The organism is Streptomyces sp. NBC_01788, assembly GCF_035917575.1.
GTDB lineage: Bacteria > Actinomycetota > Actinomycetes > Streptomycetales > Streptomycetaceae > Streptomyces.
In genome coordinates, this window is sequence record NZ_CP109090.1 from 7,383,532 (window position 1) to 7,408,769 (window position 25,238).

Sequence of the window (25,238 nt, forward strand, 5' to 3'; positions counted from 1 at the left end):
AAGAGCCGCGCGCCAGCGCACCTGCGCCACCCCGTTTTCGTTCCGGTGAGGTTCGCACCGGCGCATCCTGACGCTCCGTGCAGTCGGAGAGGTATGCGACGCCGCGTGACGCCCCCGGCTGAGCCGCGATGGAGTACCCCCGTGCCTGTGCCGAGAGACCGCTGCCGCCCGGCGTACGTCACTCGGCGGCAGACCGGGCGCCGTCCGCCGGTTGAGATCCTCCCGGGTCCCATGACCGCGGTGTCCGGTGATTCCGTCATTTCTACCTTGGAGGCACAGTCATGGTCTCTTATGCCCTTCCCAGACCTGTTGTCCGACGGAAGATCCACGTGCTGCTGTTGGCGCTGGTCGCCGGCGTCCTCGGTGTGGTCGCCGCACTGGTCTCGCCGCCGACCGCACACGCCGCCGAGAGCACGCTCGGCGCCGCGGCGGCGCAGAGCGGCCGCTACTTCGGCACCGCCATCGCCTCGGGCAGGCTGGGCGACTCGACGTACGCGACGATCGCGGCCCGTGAGTTCAACTCGGTGACGGCCGAGAACGAGATGAAGATCGACGCCACCGAACCGCAGCGGGGCCAGTTCAACTTCACCGCCGCCGACCGCGTCTACAACTGGGCGGTGCAGAACGGCAAGCAGGTGCGCGGTCACACCCTGGCCTGGCACTCCCAGCAGCCCGGCTGGATGCAGAGCCTCAGCGGCAGCGCACTGCGCCAGGCGATGATCGATCACATCAACGGCGTGATGGGCCACTACAAGGGCAAGATCGCACAGTGGGACGTCGTGAACGAGGCCTTCGCCGACGGCAGTTCGGGAGCCCGGCGCGACTCCAACCTGCAACGCACCGGCAATGACTGGATCGAGGTCGCCTTCCGCACCGCGCGCGCCGCCGACCCGGCCGCCAAGCTCTGCTACAACGACTACAACGTCGAGGACTGGACCTGGGCCAAGACCCAGGCCATGTATGCCATGGTCCGGGACTTCAAGCAGCGCGGCGTGCCGATCGACTGCGTCGGCTTCCAGTCGCACTTCAACAGCGGCAGCCCCTACAACAGCAACTTCCGCAGCACCCTGGGGAACTTCGCCGCCCTCGGCGTCGACGTGGCCGTCACCGAACTCGACATCCAGGGTGCCCCGGCCTCGACCTACGCCAACGTGGTCAACGACTGCCTGGCCGTCCCGCGCTGCCTCGGCATCACCGTCTGGGGTGTGCGCGACAGCGACTCCTGGCGATCGGAGCAGACGCCGTTGCTGTTCAACAACGACGGCAGCAAGAAGCCTGCCTACACCGCCGTCCTCAACGCGCTCAACGGCGGCTCCACCACACCGCCTGCGGACGGCGGAACGATCAAGGGCGTCGGTTCGGGCCGCTGCCTGGACGTGCCCGGCACCAGCACCATCGACGGCACCCAGGTCCAGCTGTGGGACTGCCACAGCGGCACCAACCAGCAGTGGACGTACACCGGCGCCGGCGAGCTCAGGGTCTACGGCAACAAGTGCCTGGACGCCGCCGGCACCGGAAACGGCGCCAAGGTCCAGATCTACAACTGCTGGGGCGGCGACAACCAGAAGTGGCGCCTCAACTCCGACGGATCCATCGTCGGTGTCCAGTCCGGCCTCTGCCTCGACGCCGTCGGGGGCGGCACCGCAAACGGCACCCTGATCCAGCTCTACTCCTGCTCGAACGGCAACAACCAACGCTGGAGCCGTGCCTGACAAGGCCTGCACAAGCATCTGATGATCGCGAGGGTCGCCGCCGTGGTGGCGGCGACACTCGCGATCGGCACGGCCTGACGGGCGGCGTCACAACCGTCCGGTCCCCGCGGAAGTGCAGGGAAGAACACTTCAGCAGACCGGCACCGCAGCCGTGGTCCCCGGCCGGCTGATGCACCACCACCGCCCGGCCCGGGGCCACGAGACCCTGCCCGCCCGCTTCGAAGCCATGGTCCACCCCGCGGTGATCGACGCCATGGGCCGCCGTCCCGCCCACGGAGCCACCCCGAACCGGCGCGGCACCCGGACCGCAAACCAAACGGACAATCGAGAACCGAATGCTCGCCCGGACTCGCTGCATGGCGCCCGGCGGCTCGAAGGGAAGACGTTTCCGTGCGTATGTACGACAACCCTGTGATCGGCGGGTTCCACCCCGATCCGAGCGTGTGCCGGGTCGGTGACGACTACTACCTGGTGTGCTCCAGTTTCGAGTACTTCCCCGCGCTGCCGCTCTTCCACAGCAAGGACCTCGTGCACTGGGAGCACATCGGCAACGTGCTCGACCGGCCCGGGCAACTGCCGCTGCCCCTCCCCGGCGCCAAGGCGTCCGGAGGCCTCTACGCCCCCACGATCCGCCACCACGACGGCCGCTACTGGGTCATCAACACCAATGTCGACGGTGGCGGCAACTTCGTCGTCTCGGCCGAGCGGCCCGAGGGGCCGTGGAGCGACCCGGTGTGGATCGACCTGTCCGGGATCGACCCCGACCTGGCGTGGGAGGAGGACGGCACCTGCTGGTGCGCCTTCTCCGGCCCCGAAGGGGGCATCAACATGGCCAGGATCGATCCGGTCAAGGGCGAGGTGCTGGAGGGGCCTTTCGCCACGTGGTCGGGCAGCGGCCTCAAGTACCCCGAGGCGCCACACCTCTACCGCATCGGCGACTGGTGGTACCTGCTGATCGCGGAAGGCGGCACGGAACGCGGCCACAGCGTGTCCATAGCCCGCAGCCGCTCGCCGCGCGGCCCCTGGGAGGGCGCACCCGCCAACCCCCTGCTGTCCCACAGTGGTACCGCCCGCTCCATCCAGAACACCGGTCACGCCGATCTGGTGGAGGCTCCCGACGGCAGCTGGTGGATGGTGCTGCTCGGCGTCCGCCCCCGCGGCTTCACGCCCGACGTGCACGTGCTCGGCCGCGAGACGTTCCTGACCCCCGTGGAGTGGGACGAGGACGGCTGGCCCGTCGTCGCGCCCGTTCCCGAGAGCCACGCGGCCCCGGGCGGTGCCTGGCATCCCGTCCCGGCCCCGCCCGCCCGCGACGACTTCGACGGGCCCGCTCTCGCGCCGCACTGGATCTCGCCGTTCGCCCGCCCGGAGGGCTCCTGGTCGCTCACCGAGCGCCCTGGCCGGCTGGTCCTCAGCGCCACCGGCCCCACCCTCGACCGCCCCGGGTACACCTTCGTCGGCCGCCGCCAGCAGCACCACGACTGCCGCGTCACCGCCGTGATCGACCCGGGTACGGGACGCGGTGGTCTCTGCGTGCGCCTGGACGAGGCCCACCACTACGAGGTGGAGGCCGGGGACGGGGAGGTCGGCGTCGTCGCCCGGATCGGGCCGCTGCGCCAGACCGTGGCCCGCCGGCCGATCCAGGCCGGGCCGCTGCCCCTCACCGTGACGATCCGGACGTCAGGCCTCGTGCCCGCGTCGCCCGAACTCACCGACGGCGGCACCACGGGCCCCGACACCATCGCCTTCTGGCTCGGCGATCCCGACGCTCCGGACGCCCGGCCGCTCGCCGAATTGGACGGGCGCTACCTGTCCACCGAGGTCGCCTGCGGCTTCACCGGCCGTGTGATCGGCATGTACGCCACCGAGGGCGCGGTCGCCTTCGACTCGTTCGAGTACGCCCCGGCCCCGGCGCCGTCCGTGTGACGCTCGGTGTGCGGGCGGGTGCCGCACCCTGAGGGGCACCCGCCCGCAGCCGACTCGACCCCGGCTGAGGTAGGTGCCTCCCCGGCCCCCGGACGGCCTCCTCGCCGGGTTAATCTGTCCCTCATGCCTCCCCGACCAGCCGGCTCGCGCCCCACACTGTCCGTGGTGGCCAAAACCGCCGGTACGAGCGTGCCCACCGTGTCCAAGGTGCTGCGAGGCGGAACCGACGTCTCGGCGGAGACGCGCGCGAAGGTCATGGCAGCCGTGCAAGCCGTCGGCTACACCCGCCGGGCCGGGTCCAAGGGCGAGAGCGTACGGGACGAGAGCGGCTTGTCCAACGTGCTCGATCTCGTGGTCACCCACTTCGAGGGGTCATGGGCGAACCTGCTGATAGCCGGGGTCGGGCGAGAAGCGGCAGCAGCGGGACTCGACGTCGTACTGACGCTCGCCGAGCCGCACGGCGACTGGGTGTCGCGGGTTCTGAGAAGGCGCACCGTCGGCGCGATCGGGACGCTGGTCGATCCCGCCTCGCGGCAGTTCAGCGCACTCGTCGCCGCAGGCGTCCCCGTGGTGCTGATCGACCCGATGAGCACACCGCCGTCAGGGGTGGCAAGCATCGGCGTGGCGAACTGGGAAGGTGGCCGTATGGCCGCTGAGCACCTTCTGTCCCTCGGCCATGTGCGGATGGGGGTGGTCGCCGGCCATGCCCGCCATCTCTTCAGCCGAGCGCGCGTCGACGGTTTCCGTGCGGCGGCCGACACGGCGACCGCCGGCAGTGCCACGGCGTCGGTGACCTACGGCGGATGGAACCGCGCCAAGGCGACGACCGCCACCCACACCCTGCTCGACAGCGACCCGGGGATCACGGGGATCTTCGCCTGCGCGGACTCCATGGCTCTCGGCATCTACGACGCACTGGACGCCCGGGGCCTGCGGATTCCCGAGGACATCAGTGTCGTTGGCTTCGACGACCTGCCCGAGGCGCAGTACATCACCCCCGGGCTGACGACCGTCAGACAGCCCAGCACCGAGTTGGGCGCCGCGGCGGTCAAGCTCCTGATCGAGCTCTCCCGGGGCGAAGACGGCGGCGCCCGGGCCCCCGCCCGCATGGAGCTGGCCACCGAGCTGGTCGTCCGTGCCTCCACCGGACCCGCCCCGGCAACCGCAGCGCCACGCCGATGACGCGGGCGGGCGTGTTCACGTCATAGGGATGGCGGGTCAGCAGGGCCGGCCACGGCCCGGTCCCGTGCGGAACCAGCAGGACGGTCCGAAGCCGTGTTCCATTGCGCAACGCACAGGTCACCTCGCGGCGCTCGGCGACCGGGTCCGGCGATTCACGGGCCGGGTCGCCGCGCCGGAGCGGGGCCGGCTTCTGAACGGGGCTCGTGTCGTCGCTCACCGGAGGGCGACCGCCGTCCACGACGTCGGCGGTAGTTCGATGGTGAGCAGGCCGTCGGCGAGTGCCGCGCCGGCGTTCGCGGCCGGGGTCACCCGGTCCTGCTGGGCGAGCGTGTTCTTCGCGTACACGTCGGAGTCGGCGAGCGTGACCGCCTCGGTGATGCGCGAGGAGCCGAAGCTGCGCACATCGATCGTGACCTGCGCGGCTTCCGCCAGGTCGCGGTTGACGAGGAAGACCGCGGCCCGGCCCTCGTCGACGGTCGCGACGGCGTCGACGACGGATGCCTCTCCGTAGCGCGCCGTTTCGTACGTCGGCGCCTCGATCAGGGGTCGGATCACCTCGCCGGAGGCGAGCCGACTCGTGATCGAGAACGGATAGAAGGTCGTCTGGCGCCAGGCCGGGCCGCCGGGCTCGGTCATGATCGGAGCGATCACGTTGACGAGCTGTGCGAGGGATGCCGAGGTGACGCGGTCGCTGCGGCGGAGGAGCGTCATCAGCAGGTTGCCGACGACGACGGCGTCCGCCACCGTGTAAGTGTCCTCCAGGAGCCGGGGGGCGTGGCGCCACTCGTCGTGGATCTTCTCGGACTCCTGGTGTTCCTTGAGGTACCAGACGTTCCACTCGTCGAACGAGACGTTGATCTTCTTGTTGGAGCGTTTCTTGTGCCCCACGTGGTCGGCAGTCGCGACGACGGTGTCGATGAAGTAGTCCATGTCGATCGCCGAGGCGAGGAAGGAGCCGAGGTCGCCGTCGTGCTCCTGGTAGTACGCGTGGCACGAGACGTAGTCGACGTGGTCGTAGCTGTGCTCGAGTACGGTGCGCTCCCAGTCGCCGAATGTCGGCATGGTGGATCCGGAGGAGCCGCAGACGACGAGTTCGAGCTCCTTGTCGGCCCTCTTCATCGCGGCGGCGGTGCGGGCGGCCATCTTGCCGTAGTCGTCCGCTGTCATGAATCCGGTCTGCCAGGGGCCGTCCATTTCGTTGCCGAGGCACCACATGCGCACGTTGTGCGGTTCCGGTGTGCCGTTGGCGATGCGCAGGTCCGACAGAGTCGTACCGGATGGGTGGTTGGCGTACTCGAGCAGGTCCAGGGCGGGCAGGATGCCTCGTGTGGCCACGTTGACCGCCAGCATCAGCTCGGAGTCGGTGAGCTTGAGCCAGCCGGCGAACTCGTCGAGGCCGACCTGGTTCGATTCGAGCGAGCGCCAGGCGAGGTCGCGGCGTACCGGGCGTTTCTCGCGGGGGCCGACGGAGTCTTCCCAGCGGAACCCGGAGACGAAGTTGCCGCCCGGGTAACGGATGGTCGTGCTGCCGAGCTCTCTGACGAGTTCGACGACGTCCATGCGGAACCCGTCATCGTTCGCGCTCGGGTGTTCGGGCTCGTAGAGCCCGCTGTACACGCAGCGGCCGAGGTGCTCGACGAACGAGCCGAAGGTGCGGCGCCGGACAGGAGCGATGACGGCCTGCCTGTCGAGTTCGATGTGGGCGCGGGGCAATGCGGCGGTCCTTTCCGGGGGATGGCGCGGGGGTGTCGCGGGCTGGGTGGTGCCGTCGGTCAGCGGCCTGCCCCTGCCGAAAGGCATGGCAGGGGCAGGCGTGGGACGGCCTGGTTCAGGTCCTGGTACCGGTGTCAGCCCTTCACGGCGCCGGTGAGGCCGCCGACGATGCGCTTCTCGAAGATCGAGAAGAAGATCAGTGCGGGCAGCATGGCGAGTGAGGTGAAGGCGAGAACCTTCGCGGTGTCCGTGGAGTACTGCGAGGAGAACACCTGGACGCCGAGCGGCAGGGTGTAGTTCGCCTGCGAGTTGAGGACGTACAGGGGCAGGAGGTAGTTGTTCCAGCTGCCGACGAATCCGAGGATGCCGACGGTGACCACACCGGGCAGCGACAGCGGAACCACCATGCGGAAGAAGAATCCGAGTCGGCTCATGCCGTCGATCGCGGCGGCCTCCTCGATCTCGTTCGGGATGGCTCTGAGGAACGGCACGAGGATGATGACGGTCGTCGGCAGGCCGAAGGCGATCTGCGGGATGATCACGCCGAGCAGGTTGTCGACGAGACCGAGGTCCTTGATGACGAGGTACAGCGGAGTGATCGCGATGACCATCGGGAACATCAGGCCCGCGGCGAACAGGGAGTACATCGCGCCCTTGAGCTTGAAGTCGTAGCGTGCGATCACGAAGCTCACCATCAGACCGAGGGCGACGATGCCGGCGGTGCTGGTGATCGCGACGATGAGGGAGTTGGCGAACTCGCCCCAGAACACCGTCGACTTCAGGATGTCGATGTAGTTGCCGACCACCCAGGGGCGCGGCAGGGCGGCCGGGTCCGTGGTGATCTGCGAGTTGGTGCGGAATCCGCCGAGCACGATGTAGAGCACCGGTGCGATGCAGACGCCGACGAAGAGCAGCGCGATGAAGTAGGTGACGTGACTGCCCCACTTCTGTGGCTTGTCGCGGTTGTTGCGGCGGCCGGTGGGTGCCTTCGGCTCCGGTGCGGGGGACATCCGGGAGATGGTGGTCGTCGCGCTCATCACACGGTCCCTTCGGTGACTGCGCCCCTGAGGTCACGGCGCAGGACGAAGCGCTGGTAGATCAGGGCGACGATGAGCGAGATCACGAACATCACGACCGCGACGGCGCTTCCGTAGCCGTAGTTGCCCGCGTTGCGGCCCTGGGCGAGCATGTAGATCGCCATGGTCGAGGTGCCCGCCGTGCCCGAGACGTACTGGCCCCAGATGATGTAGACGAGGTCGAACAACTGCAGCGAGCCGATGATCGACAGGAAGGCCCAGATGCGGATCGTCGGCCCCAGCAGTGGCAGCGTGATGCGGCGCTGGATCTGCCAGTAGGAGGCGCCGTCGATCTGCGCGGCCTCGAAGATCTCGTCGGGGATCGACTGCAGGCCGGCGAGCATCAGGATCACCGCGAAGCCGATGTACTTCCACGTGATGATGGCCATCAGAGTCCAGATGGCCAGGTCCGGGTCGGCGATCCAGTCGGCTTCCAGGGAGCCCAGGCCGATCCGGTGCAGCAGGTCGTTGCCGGCTCCGTTGCTCTGGAGCATCAGGCTCCAGCCGGTGCCGACGATGACCTCGGAGATGATGTAGGGCACGAAGATCAGGACGCGGATGGTCGAGCGGCCGCGGATCTTCTGGTTGAGCAGGAGCGCGAGGACGATCGCCAGCGGACCCTGGATGACCAGTGAGAGCACCAGGATCAGGCCGTTGTGCCACAGGACGTCGTGGAACGCGGGGTCGGTGAGGATCAGTTTGTAGTTGTTCAGGCCGACCCAGTCGGTGGGCTCTCCGTAGCCTTTCCACTGGTAGAAGCCGTAGTACGCGGCGAGCGCGACCGGGAAGATCACGAATGCCAGGAACGTGATGATCGCCGGTGCGGACAGGACCGCGATCTCCAGTCGCATCCTGGCACGGCCTCGGCGGTGCGCAGCCGCTCGCGGCGGAGCCGGGGGCACGGACGTGGCCGCGTCCCCGGCTCCGGGCGTGCCCTGCGACTGGCGGCCGTCGGCCGTGTCAGTGCCCAGGGTGTCGCTCATGTCTGCTTACTCAGCCCTTCTCGGCGGCAGCTTTGACGTCCTTGGCGATGTCGGTGGCGGAGCCCTTGCCGGCCATCAGGTTCACGACGGCGATGTTCATGGCGTTGCCGACGTTCTGGCCGTACACGGTGTCGAGGAACTGCATCGAGTAGGCGGCCTTGTTGAAGGCCTGCAGTGCCGAGATGTTGTAGGGCTCGGTGACGACCCCCTGGGCTTCCTTGTTCACCGGGATGGTGTCGAAGGCCTCGGCGTAGGCCTCCTGCTGCTCCTTGGTCACGACGAACTGGAGGAAGCCCAGGGCCTCCTTCGGTGCGTTCTTGGAGAGCGAGTATCCGCCGGCGCCGCCCATGATGGCGGTCGGGTCGCCCTTGCCGCCGGGCACGGCGGGGAAGGGGAACCAGCCCAGGTCGGGGAGCGGCTTCTTGTCCGGGGTCAGATCGGCGATCACACCGGGATCCCAGTTGCCCATGAGCTCCATGGCCGCCTTGTGGTTGGCGATCATGCCCGCCGAGGACCCGGCGCCCTGCTGCGACGTTGCCGTCAGGAAACCCTTCTGGAAGGGTTCGGTCTCCAGGAGTTCAGCGAGGTCTTCGCCGGCGCTGGTCCAGCACGGGTCGTCGAACGTGAGCGACTTGGCGGCCTCCTGCGTGCTCTCCTGGCTGCACTCGCGCAGGGCGAAGTTGTAGTACCAGTGCGCGGCCGGCCAGGCGTCCTTGGCGCCGACCGCGATCGGCGCGACCTTGATCGCCTTCAGCTTCGCGACGGCGTCCTTGAGCTCGTCCATCGTCGTCGGCGCCGAGGTGATGCCGGCCTTCTTGAACAGGTCCTCGCTGTAGTAGATGCCTTCGGGCTGCGTGTCGAGCGGCATCGCGTAGACCTTGCCGTCGATCGAGACGCCTTCGAGGGCCGCTTCGCCCACGTTCGCCTTGTCGGTGTCGGCCAGTTCCAGTGCCTGGATCTGGCCGGCGTTGACCATGGCCTGCATCTTGCCGCCACCGCGCTGCAGGAAGATGCCGGGCGCGGAGTTCGAGTTGAGCGCGTTCTGCAGCTTGCCGTCGAGGTCCTCGTTCTGGACCGATTGGATCTTGATCGCGACGTCCGGGTGCAGCGCGTGGTACGCCTTCGCGGCGTCCTTCCAGTACTGCGCACCGCGCCCTTCCATCGCGTTCGTCCAGAGGGTCACCGTGCCCTGGCCGTCGGACGAACTGCTGTCGCCGCCGCCGGCGCAGCCGGCTGCGGCGAGTGCGATGCACAAGCCGATCGCGGCAGCCGTCGCGCAGCGGGTTTTCCTCATCATCGTGGGAACTCCCTGATCCGTTGTGGTTGATCCAACTGCTAATAGTTTGCGCAAACTAATGAGCCATCAGTGAAGTAGGAGCAAGGTGTACCGCCCGAAATGAACGAGAGACAAGCAACAGTTTTCGCAAGTTGTGCAATCGTTACTGAGGCATCGGCCGTCGTACGTGATCACGAACGGGTGCGGTGACGATCGGGAAGGTGCGATGGCTTGACACCGTTTTCCCCGTCTCCCTACGGTGCGCAGCACGTTGAGCGAGAGCCGGTTGGTCCACCCGCCCGCCCCGGCGAGTCTCGCCCCCCACCGCACCGCAGCGAAGGAACCCCCACCATGCGGATCGTCGTCCCCCGGCAGCCGACAGCCCGGTTCTCCGACGCCTGGCGCCACTGCGTCGGCACGGGCCGGTTCGACCTCGCGCTGCGGCGCGACTACCAGGAGTCGCTCGACCTCGTTCAGCGGGAGATCGGTTTCCGGTACATCCGGGGGCACGGCCTGCTCAGCGACGGGATGGGCGTCCACCGCCCCTACGACTACGCCGCCGAGCGGCGCGTGCGCCACGCCTTCACGTACGTCGACCAGGTCGTGGACGCCTACCTGGGGATGGGTGTCGCGCCCTTCCTCGAGCTCGGCTTCATGCCGTCCGGGCTCGCCTCCGGCGACGACACCGTGTTCTGGTGGAAGGGCAACGTCACTCCTCCTCGCGACGAGAAGGAGTGGGCGGACCTCGTCCGCGCCGTCATCGGGCACCTGGTCGACCGCTACGGCATCGACCAGGTGCGCCGGTGGCCGATCGAGGTGTGGAACGAGCCCAACCTGGCGCCGTTCTGGTCCGCGGACCAGAACGCCTACCACCGCCTCTACGAGGTGACCTCGCTGGCCGTCAAGGAGGTCGACGCCGAACTCCAGGTCGGCGGCCCCTCACTGGCGCCGGGTTACGAGGACGGGTGGATCCGGCGCTTCGCCGAGTTCGTCGAGGCCCGCGACCTGCCGATCGACTTCGTGAGCCGCCACGCCTACTCCTCCGGCCCCGTCCAGCCCGTCCCCTTCGGCGCTCACCAGACGCTCATGCCGGCGTCGGCGCTGCTGGAGCAGTTCGGCGCCCCACGACGGCAGCTGGCGGGCACCGGGCTCGCGGGCCTGCCGCTCCACATCACCGAGTTCAACTCCTCGTACCGGCCGGACAACCCGGTCCACGACACCGCGTTCCACGCGGCGTATCTCGCGCCGGTGCTGGTGAACGGGGGTGACCTCGCGGACTCGTTCTCGTACTGGACGTTCAGCGACGTGTTCGAGGAGGTGGGCATCCCCACCGCGCCGTTCCACGGCGGCTTCGGCTTGTTGACGCACCGTCAGGTCAAGAAGCCCACCTACCACCTGTACACGTTCATGGCCGAGATGGGTGAGCAGATGCTCGCCCGAGGCGAGGACCACCTGGTGACGCGGCACGGCGACGGACGCGTCACCGTGCTGGCCTGGGCGCCGGCCGACCCGGCCGGCGGCGATCCCGTCGACGGCCACACCGTCCGGCTGACCCTGCCCGTCGGCGCCCCGGACGCGCAGGGCTCCGCCTTCGCCCGCCGCCGCTCCGTGAGCGAGGACGCCGGCAACCCTTGGGCCGCCTGGTGCGAGATGGGGCGGCCGCTCGCGCCCGGCAACCGCCAGCTCGACGCTCTCCGTGAGGCCGCCGAACCCGCCCGCTCGCACCGGAGCGTGCCCGTCGCCGGCGGGCGCGCCGACGTGGACCTGGTCCTGCGCCGCAACGAGGTGACGCTGCTGGAGCTCACCCCGGTCGTCGACGAGACGCCGGAGTGGTGGAGCGACGACCGGCTGTTCGGCCTCGGCGGCGAGGACGTCGACGCCTCCGTCAACCGGTCGTGAGTGCCCTGCCGCCCACCGGCCCGCTCGCACGGCCGGGAGCACACCGAGACCTCGATGCTCGCCGCGCACCTGCTCCGGTCCATGTTCGTCCACGTCAACACCCTGTCGGCCCGCAGGCCCTGGCGGAACCGGCCTGGGCATCGAGGCCCGGTGACGAGGACAGGCGCGGCAGCACGATGCGGGCACCCGGTGCACTGGACCGGCTCGACTTCCTCCACCGGTCCGCCGACCGGTTCGGCATCCGGAACACGGCTACGAGAGTCGATCCGCGGCTCGCCCACTTCCTGGCCGAGGTGGCGGGCGAGTCACGACGCTTCTCGCTGGTGCCTGGCCCTCCGGCTTATCTGTTGGCGGACCGAGTACGAGAGGAGCTCCTACCACTCGCCTGGCCGCGGATGACCGGTTGTGCTGTCGTGATCCGCCCCGATCTACTGGAAGTCCTGGCCGAACGGGCGTCCGGGGAGGAGCGTGGTGGCCGGCCCTGGTCCTCTACCTCGCCGCCGCTGACCCCAGTTCGCACCTTGCTCTGGACTTCTCGACGTACCTGACGGATCACCAGGTATGTCAGCATCCGATCAGCATTGGACCGGGGCAGTCTTCCGTACATGCTCCCGGTCGACGGCTTCGCGGCAGCCTGCTTCCTGGGTGGGTGTCCTGTCGAGGGGAGGGTGTGCGGCGAGCTGTTCCAGGATCGGCTTCAGCTCGACCTCCTCGTCGAGCCGCCGGAACCGGTGGATGCTCTCCTGGAGGCCCTTGGTGATCGGTAGATCCCACGGTTCGACGGTATCCCTGCCGTTGGCCTTGGCCGACGCCTGGCCGACGACCAAAAGGTCGTAGAGCTTGGCGTCGACGAAATCGCCGTATCGCTTCAGGTCGTTCCTGTCCACGTCGAGGCTTGCGGCGGCGCGGAAGAACCTCTCGAACTTCGACACACCCATCAGGGTCATGCCTCTCGCCTCCTCACCGGGAACGGACGGCGCCGATCGCTCCCGCCCGCGCCGCCGTCGGCTGTTACCCGGTCGAGATTCGCAGAGCCCCCTGCTGAGCGCCTCCGCACCCCAGGCCGAAAAAAGTCGCCCCCTCTTCCCCTGGCAGAGCAGCATGAAGTGCGCAGGCATCCCTCGGCCAGCCGATCGGCCGTCCGTCCGCAGGAGGCTGCACGGCGTTGCGGGGGAGCGGGACTGTATCAGGGCACCCAGGGGACGTGAGAGCGCGGACCTGGTGCGTCCGGGACCGGGGTACGCAGGGCGCCACGCGCTCATGTCCGCGGAGGCCGATACCCCCTGCAATGCCGAATACGGGCAGGTCAGCGACGAATGCGTCAACGACCGCAACGGCTATCGTAATCCGAGCAAGGGCCACCCATCCGCTGCAGCGCTGTAGCAGGGCAGCCCGCCCGATTGCTACTGGCACCGCTCGGCGCAAAAGTTCCAGTGAGGCATCAGCCCGGTCCGCCCAGCACGATCTTCCACACTCGGGTCGCCACCTGGAGGTTCAGCCGGTCCTCGACGTTCGCGAGGTCGTGGCCGCTGATGTCGCGGATGCGCTGGAGCCGATAGCGCAGCGTGCTGCGGTGGATCGCGAGGGAGTCGGCGGTCTCGTCGTAGTTGCCGCCGCAGTCGAAGTACCGGGACAGGGTCTCCACCATGGCCGCGTGGTGCCGGGAGTCGTAGTCGATGAGTTGCCCGAGCCACTCGTGGACGAACGTCTCCAGTTCCCGGTAATCATTGCCGGGTCCCAGGATGCGGTAGAGGCCGAGCTCGTCGAAGAACGTCGCGCCGTAGCGCTCGTGGGAGTGGCGGCGCACGTCCAGGGCGCGCTGTGCCTCCTGGTAGTGGTGGGGGATGTCGTCCACGGCGTCGCAAGGGGCGCTCACCCCGATCGTCCCGGACCGTGTTCCGGTCTCCCGGGCGAGCGCCTCGTACAACGCGCGGGCGTGCGGCCTGTCGCCAGTGATGAGGACGACGTGGTCGGAGCGGCGGGTCAGCAGCGAGCGCATGCCCACCGCAACGGCCGCCCGACTCACGGTCTGCGCGAAGGAATCGTCGGCGGTCCGGTTCGACCACTGCACCACGACGACGTAGTGGCTGCCGTGCAGGTCGTGTCCGACTGCCTCGGACCGGGCGTAGGCGCTCGCCTCGTCCGTCCCTGCCAGGAGGTCGTCGGCCAGCTCGCGGTGCAGCCTCAGCTCCACTTCGGCCAGATTGCGCAGGTGCGTCAGCTCCAGGGCGAGCGACGCGGCGGCGTATCCAAGCGCGAGTACGGCGTGCTCGTCGGCCTCGTCCCGGGCATCGACCAGGGCCAGCACGCCCAGGATCTCGCCGTGCGGGCGGATCAGGGTGATCAGCCGGTCCCTTATCCGCACCGGCCCGGTCTCTTTGGCGACGGCGTGCAGCATTTCGTTTTGGCGCACGGGGTCCGGTTTGGGATAGGGGGCGGGGCGGTCGGGACCGGTCCAGGACCTCAGCCGACCGAAGCGGTCCTCGAGCAGCGCGGGAAGTCCAGTGAGCCCGTGCAGTGCGCGGGTGACGGCTTCCTCGCCGCCACCCGAGGCAGCGACGCCGGCCATGAGAGTGTGAACGGCTCGCTCGTAGCCCAGCTCAGCCACCACAGAGATCAGCTGCCGCTGGAGGGCTGTGCGTTCCTCCCGCAGCCGGCGCAGCTCCAGCGCGTCCTCGCGTTGGCGGCGGTGTGCGAAGGCGACCGACAGTGCAGCACCGGTGTGCCGGATGAGAAGGGCGAGCAGGGATCGCTCTGCGCTGGTGGGCCGGGAGCGGGACGTGACCACGAGGTAGCCGTGGAGTCCCCCAGGTCCGCGTAGCCCGAGGGCCCGGCCCCAGGGCCTGCCGGGTACGGTCACGTTGCCGTCCTGCCCGGCCAGCTCCCGCACCCTCCGGCCCACGGCCAAGGCATGCGGCTGCCTGTTCCTCGGGCCGGGGACCAGGCCGCCGCCCACCTTGAGGTATACGGCCTCGGCGCGGTATGGCCCCGCGGCGGCTATGTGGTCCATGGCCAGGCGCAGGATCTCGCCTTCGTCCGGAGCGTCGAACAGGGCGCGGGAGAGCGCGACCAGTTCGTGGAGGGCATGGTCGGCTGGGGCGCGAACGGGCAGGCGGGGCCCCCTGCGCGCGGCCGTGGGGTGTCGCCCGACGCTGCCCCGCAGAAGGCTGCCCTTTCGGTCGGAGCAGCGGTGGTACGGGCTGTATGCCCGACTGCCGGCCATGGGATCACTCCGTCCTTCGGAGGTGAGCGGCTTTCGCGTACCCGCTCCCCGGGCCGGCTACCGAGACGTGTGGGTTCTTTGTCTCGTACTCGTGGGGCGACCGGACCCGTGCATTCCTGACTCGTCAGGCGCAGGCGTTGAGCCACCCGGTTCGTCACCCTGGGGAGTGCTCGAGACCCTCCGTGCGCACCGGTGGGAAACCGGCGGAGTCAGACCTACACCTACCTGAGCGAACGTGATCCGGAGAGTCGACGCAGGCGCTGCACCGGGAGGAGTTCCTCATGGCCAAGGCAGTGGGCATCGACCTGGGCACCACCAACTCGGTGATCGCCGTGTGGGAGGGCGGCGAGCCGTCCGTCGTGCCCAACAGCGAGGGCAACCGCACGACACCGTCCGTGGTGGCCTTCTCCGACACCGGTGAACGTCTGGTGGGCCAGCTGGCCCGGCGCCAGGCGATCCTCAACCCCAAGGGCACCATCTACTCGGCCAAGCGGTTCATCGGCCGGCACTTCGACGAGATCTCCGACGAGGCCAGGGCGGTGGCGTACGACGTCGTGGAAGGCGACGGCGGGGCGGCCCGTTTCAAGGTGCGCGACAAGCTGTACGCGCCTGAGGAGATCAGCGCACAGGTGCTGCGCAAACTCGCCGACGACGCGTCCAAGCAGCTGGGGGAGCGGGTCACGGAGGCGGTCATCACGGTGCCCGCCTACTTCAACGACGCTCAGCGCACCGCCACCAAGGACGCCGGACGGATCGCCGGACTGGAGGTGCTGCGGATCATCAACGAGCCGACGGCGGCCGCCCTCGCGTACGGCATGGACAAGAAGGAGCACGAGACCGTCCTCGTCTTCGACCTGGGCGGCGGCACCTTCGACGTGAGCATCCTCGACGTCGGCGACGGCGTGGTGGAGGTGCGCTCCACCGCCGGTGACAGCCACCTGGGCGGCGACGACTTCGACCGGCGTCTGGTGGACTACCTGGCGGACGACTTCCAGAAGGAGAACGGCATCGACCTGCGCAAGGACCCGCAGGCGCTGCAACGACTGTTCGAGGCGGCGGAGAAGGCCAAGACCGAGCTCAGTTCGGTGACGCAGACGCAGGTCAGCCTGCCGTTCATCACCGCTGACGCCTCGGGCCCCAAGCACCTCACCGACTCGATCATGCGGTCCACGTTCGAGCAGATCACCGGCGACCTGGTGGAGCGTTGCCTGGGACCGGTCCAGCAGGCCATGGCCGACGCCAAGGTCGGCGGGAGCGACATCGACGAGGTCATCCTCGTCGGCGGTTCCACCCGCATCCCCGCCGTCCAGGCTCTGGTCCGCCGGCTGACCGGCGGCAAGGAACCCAACATGAGCGTCAACCCCGACGAGGTCGTGGCCCTGGGCGCCGCGATCCAGGCCGGGGTGCTCAAGGGCGAGGTCAAGGACGTCCTGCTGCTCGACGTCACACCCTTGTCGCTGGGCGTGGAGACGCGCGGCGGAGTGATGACGAAGATCATCGAGCGGAACACCACCATCCCCGTGCGCCGCAGCGAGACCTTCTCCACCGCCGAGGACAACCAGCCGGCCGTCGATGTGGTGGTCCTCCAGGGCGAGCGCGAGCGAGCCGCCGACAACCGGGTGCTGGGCCGGTTCCAGCTCACCGACATCCGGCCGGCACCGCGCGGCGAACCACAGATCGAGGTCACCTTCGACATCGACGCCAACGGCATCCTCAACGTCAAGGCCCGCGACCGGGACACCGGCAAGGAACAGAGCATCACCATCAGCGAGAGCTCCAACCTGGACCGCAGTGAGGTCGAACGCATGGTCCAGGAGGCCGAGCGCAACCGGGGCCAGGACCAGGCACTCCGCGAGGCCGTCGACGCCCGCAACGAACTCGATGCCGTCGCGTACCAGGTCGAGAAGCGCCTCGCCGAACTGGGCGACGCAGCGCCCGCCCACGAGAAGGCACGCGCCGAAATGCTCGTGTCCGACGCCCGGGCGGCGGTCAAGGAAGAGGCGGGCGTGGAGCGCGTGCGGCCTCTGACCTCCGAACTCCAGCAGGTACTCGCCGGGCTGGCGGCCCATCAGGGCGCCGCCGCCACAGGGGGCGGTCCCGGCCAGGACGCCGCCACCGGCGGTCCCGCGAGTGGCGGTGGCGGTGACGATGATGTCATCGACGCCGAGTTCGACAAGAGCTGAGGCGCGCCATGCCCACCCACCCCCAGGAACCCGACCGGGCCGCGTCGGATCCGGGCGTACGGGTCCCGGAAGGCGCCGGACCTCCTCCTCGCGGGGATTTGCCCCAACCGGGCCCGCCGCGGCCCGAAGCGGCGAACGGCGAACCGGGACCCGATGCCGCCGGACCCGCGCCTGCCGAGGACGAATACACGACCGCGATCCAGGAACTGGAGGACCGCTGGCGGCGCGCACTCGCCGACCTCGATAACCTTCGCAAGCGCCACGCCAGGGAACTGGAGCGCGAACGGGCGGTCGAGCGGTCCCGCACGGCGGCCGCCTTCCTGCCCGTCCTCGACAACCTCGAACTCGCCCTGACCCACGCCGGCGCCGATCCGGGCGCGATCGTGGAGGGCATCCGGGCCGTACGCGACCAGGCGGTGAACGTCCTCGAACTGCTCGGCTACCCGCGGCATGCGGAGACCGGCGTCGCCTTCGACCCGGCCCGGCACGAGGTGGTCGGCGTCGTCCAGGACCCCGACGCCCCACCGGGCACCGTCGTCGAGGTGCTGCGCCCCGGCTACGGGGACGGCGAACGGCAGCTCAGGCCCGCCGCCGTGACGGTCGCGAAGCGGGAGTGACCGGTCATGGCACGGGACTTCTACGAGGTGCTGGGCGTGTCGCGGACCGCGAGCCAGGACGAGATCCAGCAGGCATATCGCAAACTCGCCCGCAGGTACCACCCAGACGTCAACAAGGACCCCGAGGCGGAGGAGCGTTTCAAGGACCTCAACGAGGCATACAGCGTCCTGTCCGATCCCAAGACCCGGGCCCGCTATGACCGCTTCGGCGAGGATTTCCGGAAGATCCCGGAGGACTTCGACGAACGGGTCGCGGCGGGAGCGGGCGGCGGTTTCCGCGGTCGGAGGACCGCAGGTGGGGGCGGTCCTCGCGTCCGGTACGTCACCGGCTTCGGAGACGACTTCGGCGCGGAGGGCATCGACATCGAGGACCTGCTCGGCTCAATGTTCGGAGCCGGCGCCGCCCGAGGCGGCGTCCCTGGAGCGGACCAGGAGGCGGAACTGCCGCTCACTGTCGAGGAGGCGTACCGAGGCGGCCGTCGCACCGTCACACTCGCCGGTCCCACCGGGCAGCCGCGGCAGTACGAGGTCGACGTGCCGCCTGGCGTCACCGACGGGCAGCGCATCCGGCTGGCGGGTGAGGGTGGCCAGGGCAGTGGTGACGCCGCCGCGGGCGACCTGTACCTGCGGGTGCGTATCCAGCCGCACCCCCGGTTCCGGCTGGACGGCCGTGACGTGCACGTCCAGGTCCCGGTCGCCCCGTGGGAGGCGGCCCTGGGCGCGACCGTGCCGGTGCCCACGCCCGGCGGCGGCACGGCGAAGGTCACGGTGCCTGCGGGCTCGTCCAGCGGCCGGCGGCTGCGGCTGCGCGGCGAGGGCATGCCGAACCCGCGGGGCGCGAACGGCGACCTGTACGCCGAACTTCGCGTCGTGGTGCCTCCCGCCCTCGGCGACCGGGAGCGCGAACTGTTCGAGGAGCTCGCCGCCACTTCCTCGTTCGACCCCAGGAGGATGCGATGAACGACCAACCCGCGGGAGCGGGGGGCATCGGCCGGGCCGGCGTGGGCGCCCGTCCGGTACGAGCGGACGCCGACATCACCGCCTCGACGGCTGTCCGGTACGCGCTCGTCCCCGTCCCCAGGCTCTCCCTGGCCGCCGTGGCCCTTCGCTCGGGCCTCCACCCCGATCTGATCCGCCGGTTCGTCGCCCTCGGCCTGGTCGAGGCCGAACGCGACTCCGCGGGGCGACTAGTGTTCGACCCCACGGCCCCGGCGGTTCTCGCCCGTATCCAGCGGCTGCGCACCGGACTCTGCCTCAACTACGCATCCATCGGCCTGGTGCTCGACCTGCTCGACCGCATCAGCCTGCTCGAAGCCGCCCTGCGCGGCCGCGGCACGAGGAGTGAAACACCCCCATGGACATGAACCGTCTCACCCAGAAGTCCCGGGAAGCCCTCCAGGAGGCCCAGAGCGCGGCCGTCGGTATGGGGCAGACCGAGGTCGACGGGGAACACCTGCTGCTCGCGCTTCTCGATCAAGAGGACGGTCTGATCCCACGGTTGCTGCAACAGGCCGGCACCGAGTCGAAGGAGCTGCGCGCGGCCGTGCGCGAGGAACTCTCGCGCCGCCCGAAGGTCACCGGTCCGGGCGCGGCACCCGGCCAGGTCTTCGTCACCCAGCGCCTGTCCCGCCTGCTCGATGCCGCCGAGCGGGAGGCCAAACGCCTCAAGGACGAGTACGTGTCCGTGGAGCACCTCCTGCTCGCCCTGGCCGAGGAGGGGTCGGCGACCGCCGCCGGACGCCTGCTCAAGGAGTACGGCGTGACCCGGGATTCGTTCCTGAGCGCGCTCACCCAGGTCCGCGGCAACCAGCGCGTCACCTCTGCCAACCCCGAAGTGGCCTATGAGGCTCTGGAGAAGTACGGCCGCGACCTGGTCCTCGAGGCTCGGTCCGGGCGGCTGGACCCGGTCATCGGCCGTGATGCGGAGATCCGCCGCGTCACCCAGATCCTCAGCCGCAAGACCAAGAACAACCCCGTCCTCATCGGCGATCCCGGCGTCGGCAAGACCGCCATCGTGGAGGGTCTGGCCCAGCGCATCGTGCGCGGCGACGTCCCCGAGGGCCTGCGCGACAAGACGGTGTTCGCTCTCGACATGGGCTCCCTGGTAGCCGGCGCCAAGTACCGCGGCGAGTTCGAGGAACGCCTCAAGGCCGTGCTGTCCGAGGTGAAGGCCGCCCAGGGACGCATTCTGCTCTTCGTCGACGAGCTGCACACCGTCGTCGGCGCGGGCGCCGCCGAAGGGGCCATGGACGCGGGCAACATGCTCAAGCCGATGCTCGCCCGCGGCGAACTCCACATGATCGGCGCCACCACCCTCGACGAGTACCGCAAGCACATCGAGAAGGACGCCGCCCTCGAACGCCGCTTCCAGCAGGTGCTGGTCGACGAGCCGAGCGTGGAGGACACCATCTCCATCCTGCGCGGACTGCGCGAACGCCTGGAGGTCTTCCACGGCGTGAAGATCCAGGACACCGCGCTGGTCTCCGCGGCCACCCTCAGCCACCGCTACATCACCGACCGGTTCCTGCCCGACAAGGCCATCGACCTCGTCGACGAGGCGTGCGCCCGGCTGCGTACCGAGATCGACTCGATGCCCGCCGAACTCGACGAGATCACCCGCCGCGTCACCCGCCTGGAGATCGAGGAGGCGGCCCTGTCCAAGGAGACCGACGCCGCCAGCAAAACTCGCCTGGAGGAACTGCGCAAGGAACTGGCCGACCTGCGCGGCGAGGCCGACGCCAAGCACGCCCAGTGGGAGGCCGAACGGCAGGCCATCCGCCGCGTGCAGGAACTGCGCCAGGAACTGGAGCAGGTCCGCCACGAGGCGGAGGAGGCCGAACGCGCCTACGACCTCAACCGCGCCGCCGAACTCCGCTACGGCCGCCTCCAGGACCTGGAGCGCCGACTGAAGGCCGAGGAGGAGCAACTGGCCGCCAAACAAGGCCAGAACCGGCTACTGCGCGAGGTCGTCACCGAGGAGGAGATCGCCGAGATTGTCGCCGCCTGGACCGGCATCCCCGTCGCCCGCCTCCAGGAGGGCGAACGCGAGAAACTGCTGCGCCTCGACGAGATCCTGCGCGAGCGCGTCATCGGCCAGGACGAGGCCGTCAAACTCGTCGCCGACGCCATCATCCGCGCCCGCTCCGGCATCCGCGACCCGCGCCGCCCCATCGGCTCGTTCATCTTCCTCGGCCCCACCGGCGTCGGGAAGACCGAGCTGGCCAAGACCCTCGCGGCGGCCCTTTTCGACTCCGAGGAGAACATGGTCCGCCTCGACATGAGCGAGTACCAGGAGCGGCACACCGTCAGCCGGCTCATGGGCGCACCACCCGGATACGTCGGCTACGAGGAAGGCGGCCAGCTCACCGAGGCCGTCCGCCGCAAGCCGTACTCGGTCGTGCTGTTCGACGAGATCGAGAAGGCGCACACCGATGTCTTCAACACCCTGCTGCAGGTCCTCGACGACGGCCGCATCACCGATGCTCAGGGCCGCACCGTCGACTTCCGCAACACCGTGATCATCATGACGTCCAACATCGGCTCCGAGCACCTCCTCGACGGCGCCACCGCCGAGGGTGAGATCAAGCCGGATGCCCGCGCCCTGGTGATGGGCGAGCTGCGCGGGCACTTCCGCCCGGAGTTCCTCAACCGCGTCGACGACATCGTGCTGTTCAAGCCGCTCGGTGAGCGGCAGATCGAGCGGATCGTGGAGCTGCAGTTCGACGAACTGCGCCGCCGGCTCGCCGAACGCCGTATTACCGTCGAACTCACCGAAGCAGCAAGGGAGTTGATCGCCCACCAGGGCTACGACCCGGTGTACGGGGCCCGGCCGCTGCGCCGCTACATCTCCCACGAGGTCGAGACGATGGTGGGGCGCGCCCTGCTGCGCGGTGACGTCCAGGACGGCGCGACGGTCCGCGTCGACGCCGAGGCGGGGGAACTGGTGGTCACCTACGACCAGCCCGAGGATGTGAAGGGAGCGCGGGCGGCATGAGCACGATGCAGGCGACGACCGTCAGATGTCCCCACTGCGGGCGCACCAACCGGGTGCCCGTGGCCGCGGAGGGCCGCCCCAAGTGCGGCCACTGCAAGCAGCCCCTACCGTGGATGGTGGACGCGGGCGACGACGACTTCACCGAGGTTGCCGAGCGGGCCGACGTCCCCGTCGTGGTCGACCTGTGGGCCACCTGGTGCGGCCCCTGCCGCATGGTCAGCCCCGCACTGGAGAAGGTCGCCACCGATCTCGCCGGCCGAATCAAACTCGTCAAGGTCGACGTCGACAAGAACCCGCGACTGTCGCAGCGTTTCGAGGTCCAGGCCGTACCGACACTGCTGATCCTCGACCAGGGTGAGACGGTCGCCCGGCAGGCGGGGGCGGCGCCCGCCCCCGCTCTTCGCCGGTGGGTGGAACAGTCGATCACCGCCCGGAAAGGGTGATCCGGATGACCCTGCATGCAGACCCCCACCTCGCGCTTGTCCGGCCGGTCCAGCCGCTGACCCCAGAAGGGTGTCAGGAGTGTCTGATGCTCGGCTCCCCGTGGGTCCACCTGAGGCTCTGCCTGACCTGCGGGCACGTCGGCTGCTGCGACTCCTCGCCGAACAAGCACGCGCGCAAGCACGCAGCTGCCGTCGCCCATCCGATCGTGCAGTCGTTCCAGCCCGGCGAGGAATGGCGCTGGTGCTACGTGCACAAGGCGTTCGTCTGATGTCCGGCGACCAGTCGCTGCCGGGCGAAGAACCGGTGCCGGAGAAAGCGGACGAGGCCGCCTTCTGGGAGACCCCGGACATCTACGGCGCGTATCCGCGCCTTACGGAGGACCAGATAGCACGTCTGGCGGAGCACGGGCAACGCCGGACCACGGCTCCGAACGACGTGCTGATCCGGGAGGGGGAGCGCTGCGAGACGGTCTTCGTCGTCCTCAGCGGTACCGTCGCCGTCGTCGAGGGCTACGGCACTCCCGAGGAGCACGTGCTGCGCGTGCACGGCCCCGGTCGCTTCATCGGTGAACTCGGCCTGCTGTACGGACAAGTGGCCTTCTACACCGCTGTCGCCAGGGAGCCAGGCGAGGTCCTCGTCGTCTCCTTGGACCAGTTGCGTCACCTGGTGTCCCAGGACTCCACCATCGGGGACATCGTGCTGCGCGCCTGTCTGTGCCGTCGCGCGCTGCTCGTCGGGCAGGGCGCCGGCTTCCGCATCATCGGCTCGCGCTACTCCCCCGACACCAGACGGCTGCGCGAGTTCGCCGTCCGCAACCGGCTGCCGCACCGTTGGATCGACCTGGAGACCGACGAGGAGGCCGAGGAGCTGCTGCGCCGCTTCGGCGTCGGCCCGGCGGAGACACCACTCGTCATCTGGCGCGACACCACCCTGTTCCGCAACCCCAGCAACGCGGAACTGGCCCGGCTCATCGGCCTGCCGTCACTACCCGCCGGAAACCGTCGCGGCGACGTCCTCATCGTAGGCTCCGGACCCGCCGGCCTCGCTGCCGCGGTGTACGCCGCCTCCGAGGGCCTGAGCACCACGGTGGTGGAGGCGATGGCCACCGGCGGCCAGGCCGGCACGTCGTCCCGCATCGAGAATCTGCTCGGCTTCCCATCCGGCATCTCCGGCGCCGAACTCACCGAACGCGCCGTGTTCCAGGCCGACAAGTTCGGCGCCAGGATCAGCCTTCCGCTGGAGGCGACCGGTCTCCATCCCAAGGACGACGACCATTACGTCGTGGCGTTCGCCGACGGCAGCGAGATCGCCGCCCGCGCCGTCGTCCTGGCCATGGGTGCCCGCTACCGCCGGCTCCGGGTGCCCGGCATCGAACGCCTGGAGGGAACGAGCGTGCACTACTCGGCGACCCTCTACGAGGCCCAGCAGTGCCGCACCGACCCGGTGGCCGTCGTCGGCGGAGGCAACTCGGCAGGCCAGGCGGTGTTGTTCCTCGCCGGGTACGCGCCGAAGGTGCACCTGCTGGTCCGAGGAGCCAGCCTTGAGGCCAACATGTCCCGCTACCTGATCGACCAGGTCGAGCGCCATCCACGGGTGGAGGTCATGCTGCACACCGAGGTCACCGAGGTCATCGGCCAGGAAGTGCTGGAGGAGCTCGACGTGGTCGACAACCGCACGGGCGGGCACCGCCGGCTCGCCGTACGGAGCCTGTTCGTCTTCACCGGCGCCGACCCCCACACCGAGTGGCTCGCCGGCATCATCGCCCTCGACTCCCGCGGCTTCGTCCTCACCGGTCCGGAGGCCCAGGAAGCCTGTGCCCACCCCGAGGTGTGGCACGGCCGAGGGCGCTCGTGCATGACCCTGGAGACCAGCCTGCCCGGGGTCTTCGCGGTAGGGGACGTCCGTAGCGGCTCGGTCAAGCGGGTGGCCTCCGCGGCCGGTGAGGGCGCGATGGCCATCCACTTCGTGCACCGGCACCTGGGGCACTCGGCCGTACCCGGCACCACGGGCACGTCAGCTGTCGCGGGCCACTCGGACGTCTCCCCACGCATACGTCACAAGGAGTCCGCATGGCTCGCATGACGAATGGCGGACGACGAGATCACGAGAAGGAAGAAGGAGGCGATGGCGATGGCCATGCCCGTCCGGCGCCACCGCGGTGGCGGTCTGCAGGAAAGGCCCGTCTGGGCACCCACCCCTCTGAATCCCCTGGTCGAGTTCGACGAACTGCTCAATCAGATGAGCGGCCTGCTGGAGTCGACGGTGGGCGCGGCACCCGCGGTTGCGTGGACGCCTCTCGCGGACGTGTCGGAGTCCGAGGACGCGTTCCACATAGAGATCGAACTCCCCGGAGTGAAGAGCAAGGACATTGACGTAGAGGCCAACGGTCCCGAACTCGTGGTCACCGGAGAGATCAAGGAGCGGGAGCGCAAGGGTGTCCTGCGCCGCAGCACCCGCCGCGTCGGAGCCTTCGAGTACCGTTTGCGGCTGCCCGGAGAACTGGACACCCACAAGGTCAAGGCTGAGATGCAGAACGGAGTGCTCAGCATCACCGTCCCCAAGGCCGACGTCGCAAAGCCGCGACACGTCGAGATCAGCGAGACGAGTGAAAGTACCGAGAGCAGCGGCTGAGACGCGAGCGCCGCGGTTCCGGGCACCCATCCGGGACTGCGGCCGGGCCGGCGAGGCTCGACACCCCTCACGGCGGCGGAGACGCGCTACGTGGCTACCGTTGGTGGTTCTTCCTGCTGGTCTTGCTGACGTCGTTCGTGGCGTACGCGGGAGCGAACTCGGCCGGTCTGACGGTGAGCGAGGTCCTGAAAATCGCCGACCTCACCGCCCGCCGCCGGGAGCAGGAGCGCGCCGGAGCCCGCCGTTACCGCCCGGGCACCAGACCGGGCAGCACCTTGTACTCGCCGAGGATGGCCGGCACCGCGGGCACGGCAGTCGTACGTCCGCCATGGCCGAACAACGCCTCGACGACGAGATCGAACAGATGACCCACGCGCTC

The 25,238-nt window shown here is 69.3% G+C and carries 20 protein-coding genes; 13 read left to right on the forward strand and 7 right to left on the reverse strand.

All coding sequences use genetic code 11. The features are described from left to right. The first annotated feature begins 281 nt into the window (after positions 1-281). The 3 genes from OIE49_RS32840 (at position 282) to OIE49_RS32850 (ending at position 4,820) form a co-directional block, all read left to right on the forward strand. A complete protein-coding gene (locus OIE49_RS32840) occupies positions 282-1,712 on the forward strand; it encodes an endo-1,4-beta-xylanase (protein ID WP_326805456.1) in 1,431 nt (476 codons plus the stop codon). A gap of 396 nt (positions 1,713-2,108) precedes the next feature. After that, positions 2,109-3,638, forward strand: coding sequence for a glycoside hydrolase family 43 protein (locus tag OIE49_RS32845; protein ID WP_326806394.1), 1,530 nt, complete (start codon positions 2,109-2,111; stop codon positions 3,636-3,638). 123 nt (positions 3,639-3,761) lie between these two features. Further along, the gene (locus OIE49_RS32850) at positions 3,762-4,820 is read left to right on the forward strand and encodes a LacI family DNA-binding transcriptional regulator (RefSeq protein ID WP_326805457.1); all 1,059 of its coding nucleotides are present in this window, start codon (positions 3,762-3,764) and stop codon (positions 4,818-4,820) included. Positions 4,821-5,033: 213 nt separating this feature from the next. On the opposite strand, the gene arfA is transcribed toward OIE49_RS32850, so the two are convergent. The 4 genes from arfA to OIE49_RS32870 form a co-directional block, all read right to left on the reverse strand. Then, positions 5,034-6,533, reverse strand: coding sequence for an arabinosylfuranosidase ArfA (arfA, locus tag OIE49_RS32855; protein ID WP_326805458.1), 1,500 nt, complete (start codon positions 6,531-6,533; stop codon positions 5,034-5,036). A 134-nt stretch (positions 6,534-6,667) separates the two neighbouring features. Beyond that, positions 6,668-7,570, reverse strand: a complete 903-nt coding sequence (locus OIE49_RS32860) for a carbohydrate ABC transporter permease (RefSeq protein ID WP_326805459.1) — start codon at positions 7,568-7,570, stop codon at positions 6,668-6,670. Further along, positions 7,570-8,592, reverse strand: coding sequence for a carbohydrate ABC transporter permease (locus tag OIE49_RS32865; protein ID WP_326805460.1), 1,023 nt, complete (start codon positions 8,590-8,592; stop codon positions 7,570-7,572). Before OIE49_RS32865 ends, OIE49_RS32860 begins: the two co-directional genes overlap by 1 nt. Before the next feature lie 10 nt (positions 8,593-8,602). Beyond that, entirely contained in the window at positions 8,603-9,889 is a 1,287-nt protein-coding gene (locus OIE49_RS32870) for an ABC transporter substrate-binding protein (RefSeq protein ID WP_326805461.1), read from the reverse strand. 330 nt (positions 9,890-10,219) lie between these two features. On the opposite strand from OIE49_RS32870, the gene OIE49_RS32875 reads away from it, so the two are divergent. Beyond that, positions 10,220-11,767, forward strand: a complete 1,548-nt coding sequence (locus OIE49_RS32875; RefSeq protein ID WP_326805462.1) for a GH39 family glycosyl hydrolase — start codon at positions 10,220-10,222, stop codon at positions 11,765-11,767. A 575-nt stretch (positions 11,768-12,342) separates the two neighbouring features. On the opposite strand, the gene OIE49_RS32880 is transcribed toward OIE49_RS32875, so the two are convergent. Both OIE49_RS32880 and OIE49_RS32885 read right to left on the reverse strand, forming a co-directional pair. Beyond that, positions 12,343-12,714, reverse strand: a complete 372-nt coding sequence (locus OIE49_RS32880; RefSeq protein ID WP_326805463.1) for a DUF1931 family protein — start codon at positions 12,712-12,714, stop codon at positions 12,343-12,345. Positions 12,715-13,208: 494 nt separating this feature from the next. Further along, a complete protein-coding gene (locus OIE49_RS32885) occupies positions 13,209-14,990 on the reverse strand; it encodes a helix-turn-helix domain-containing protein (RefSeq protein ID WP_326805464.1) in 1,782 nt (593 codons plus the stop codon). Positions 14,991-15,271: 281 nt separating this feature from the next. Between OIE49_RS32885 and dnaK the strand changes: the two genes are divergently transcribed. From dnaK to OIE49_RS32930, 9 genes are read left to right on the forward strand one after another with little or no spacing between them, the layout of a single operon-like run. After that, positions 15,272-17,173, forward strand: coding sequence for a molecular chaperone DnaK (gene dnaK / locus OIE49_RS32890; RefSeq protein WP_326805465.1), 1,902 nt, complete (start codon positions 15,272-15,274; stop codon positions 17,171-17,173). Between the two features lie 8 nt (positions 17,174-17,181). Further along, the gene (gene grpE, locus OIE49_RS32895) at positions 17,182-17,790 is read left to right on the forward strand and encodes a nucleotide exchange factor GrpE (protein ID WP_326805466.1); all 609 of its coding nucleotides are present in this window, start codon (positions 17,182-17,184) and stop codon (positions 17,788-17,790) included. Between the two features lie 6 nt (positions 17,791-17,796). Beyond that, complete coding sequence (locus OIE49_RS32900; RefSeq protein ID WP_326805467.1) at positions 17,797-18,750, forward strand: J domain-containing protein; 954 nt, start codon at positions 17,797-17,799, stop codon at positions 18,748-18,750. Next, positions 18,747-19,154 carry a chaperone modulator CbpM gene (locus OIE49_RS32905; RefSeq protein ID WP_326805468.1) on the forward strand — a complete coding sequence of 136 codons (408 nt, stop codon included), beginning with the start codon at positions 18,747-18,749 and terminating at the stop codon, positions 19,152-19,154. Before OIE49_RS32900 ends, OIE49_RS32905 begins: the two co-directional genes overlap by 4 nt. Then, positions 19,145-21,784 (forward strand): ATP-dependent chaperone ClpB, encoded by a 2,640-nt coding sequence (clpB, locus tag OIE49_RS32910; protein WP_326805469.1) that lies wholly within the window; start codon positions 19,145-19,147, stop codon positions 21,782-21,784. Before OIE49_RS32905 ends, clpB begins: the two co-directional genes overlap by 10 nt. After that, positions 21,781-22,227: a thioredoxin gene (gene trxA / locus OIE49_RS32915; protein ID WP_326805470.1), complete on the forward strand. Its 447-nt coding sequence runs from the start codon at positions 21,781-21,783 to the stop codon at positions 22,225-22,227. Before clpB ends, trxA begins: the two co-directional genes overlap by 4 nt. A gap of 5 nt (positions 22,228-22,232) precedes the next feature. Next, positions 22,233-22,496, forward strand: a complete 264-nt coding sequence (locus tag OIE49_RS32920; protein ID WP_326805471.1) for a UBP-type zinc finger domain-containing protein — start codon at positions 22,233-22,235, stop codon at positions 22,494-22,496. Continuing rightward, positions 22,496-24,310, forward strand: coding sequence for an FAD-dependent oxidoreductase (locus OIE49_RS32925; protein ID WP_326805472.1), 1,815 nt, complete (start codon positions 22,496-22,498; stop codon positions 24,308-24,310). Before OIE49_RS32920 ends, OIE49_RS32925 begins: the two co-directional genes overlap by 1 nt. 48 nt (positions 24,311-24,358) lie before the next feature. Next, the gene (locus OIE49_RS32930; protein WP_326806395.1) at positions 24,359-24,859 is read left to right on the forward strand and encodes an Hsp20/alpha crystallin family protein; all 501 of its coding nucleotides are present in this window, start codon (positions 24,359-24,361) and stop codon (positions 24,857-24,859) included. A gap of 244 nt (positions 24,860-25,103) precedes the next feature. Here OIE49_RS32930 and OIE49_RS32935 read toward each other — a convergent pair whose 3' ends face one another. Further along, a complete protein-coding gene (locus tag OIE49_RS32935) occupies positions 25,104-25,232 on the reverse strand; it encodes a hypothetical protein (RefSeq protein WP_326805473.1) in 129 nt (42 codons plus the stop codon). Between the last annotated feature and the right edge of the window lie 6 nt (positions 25,233-25,238).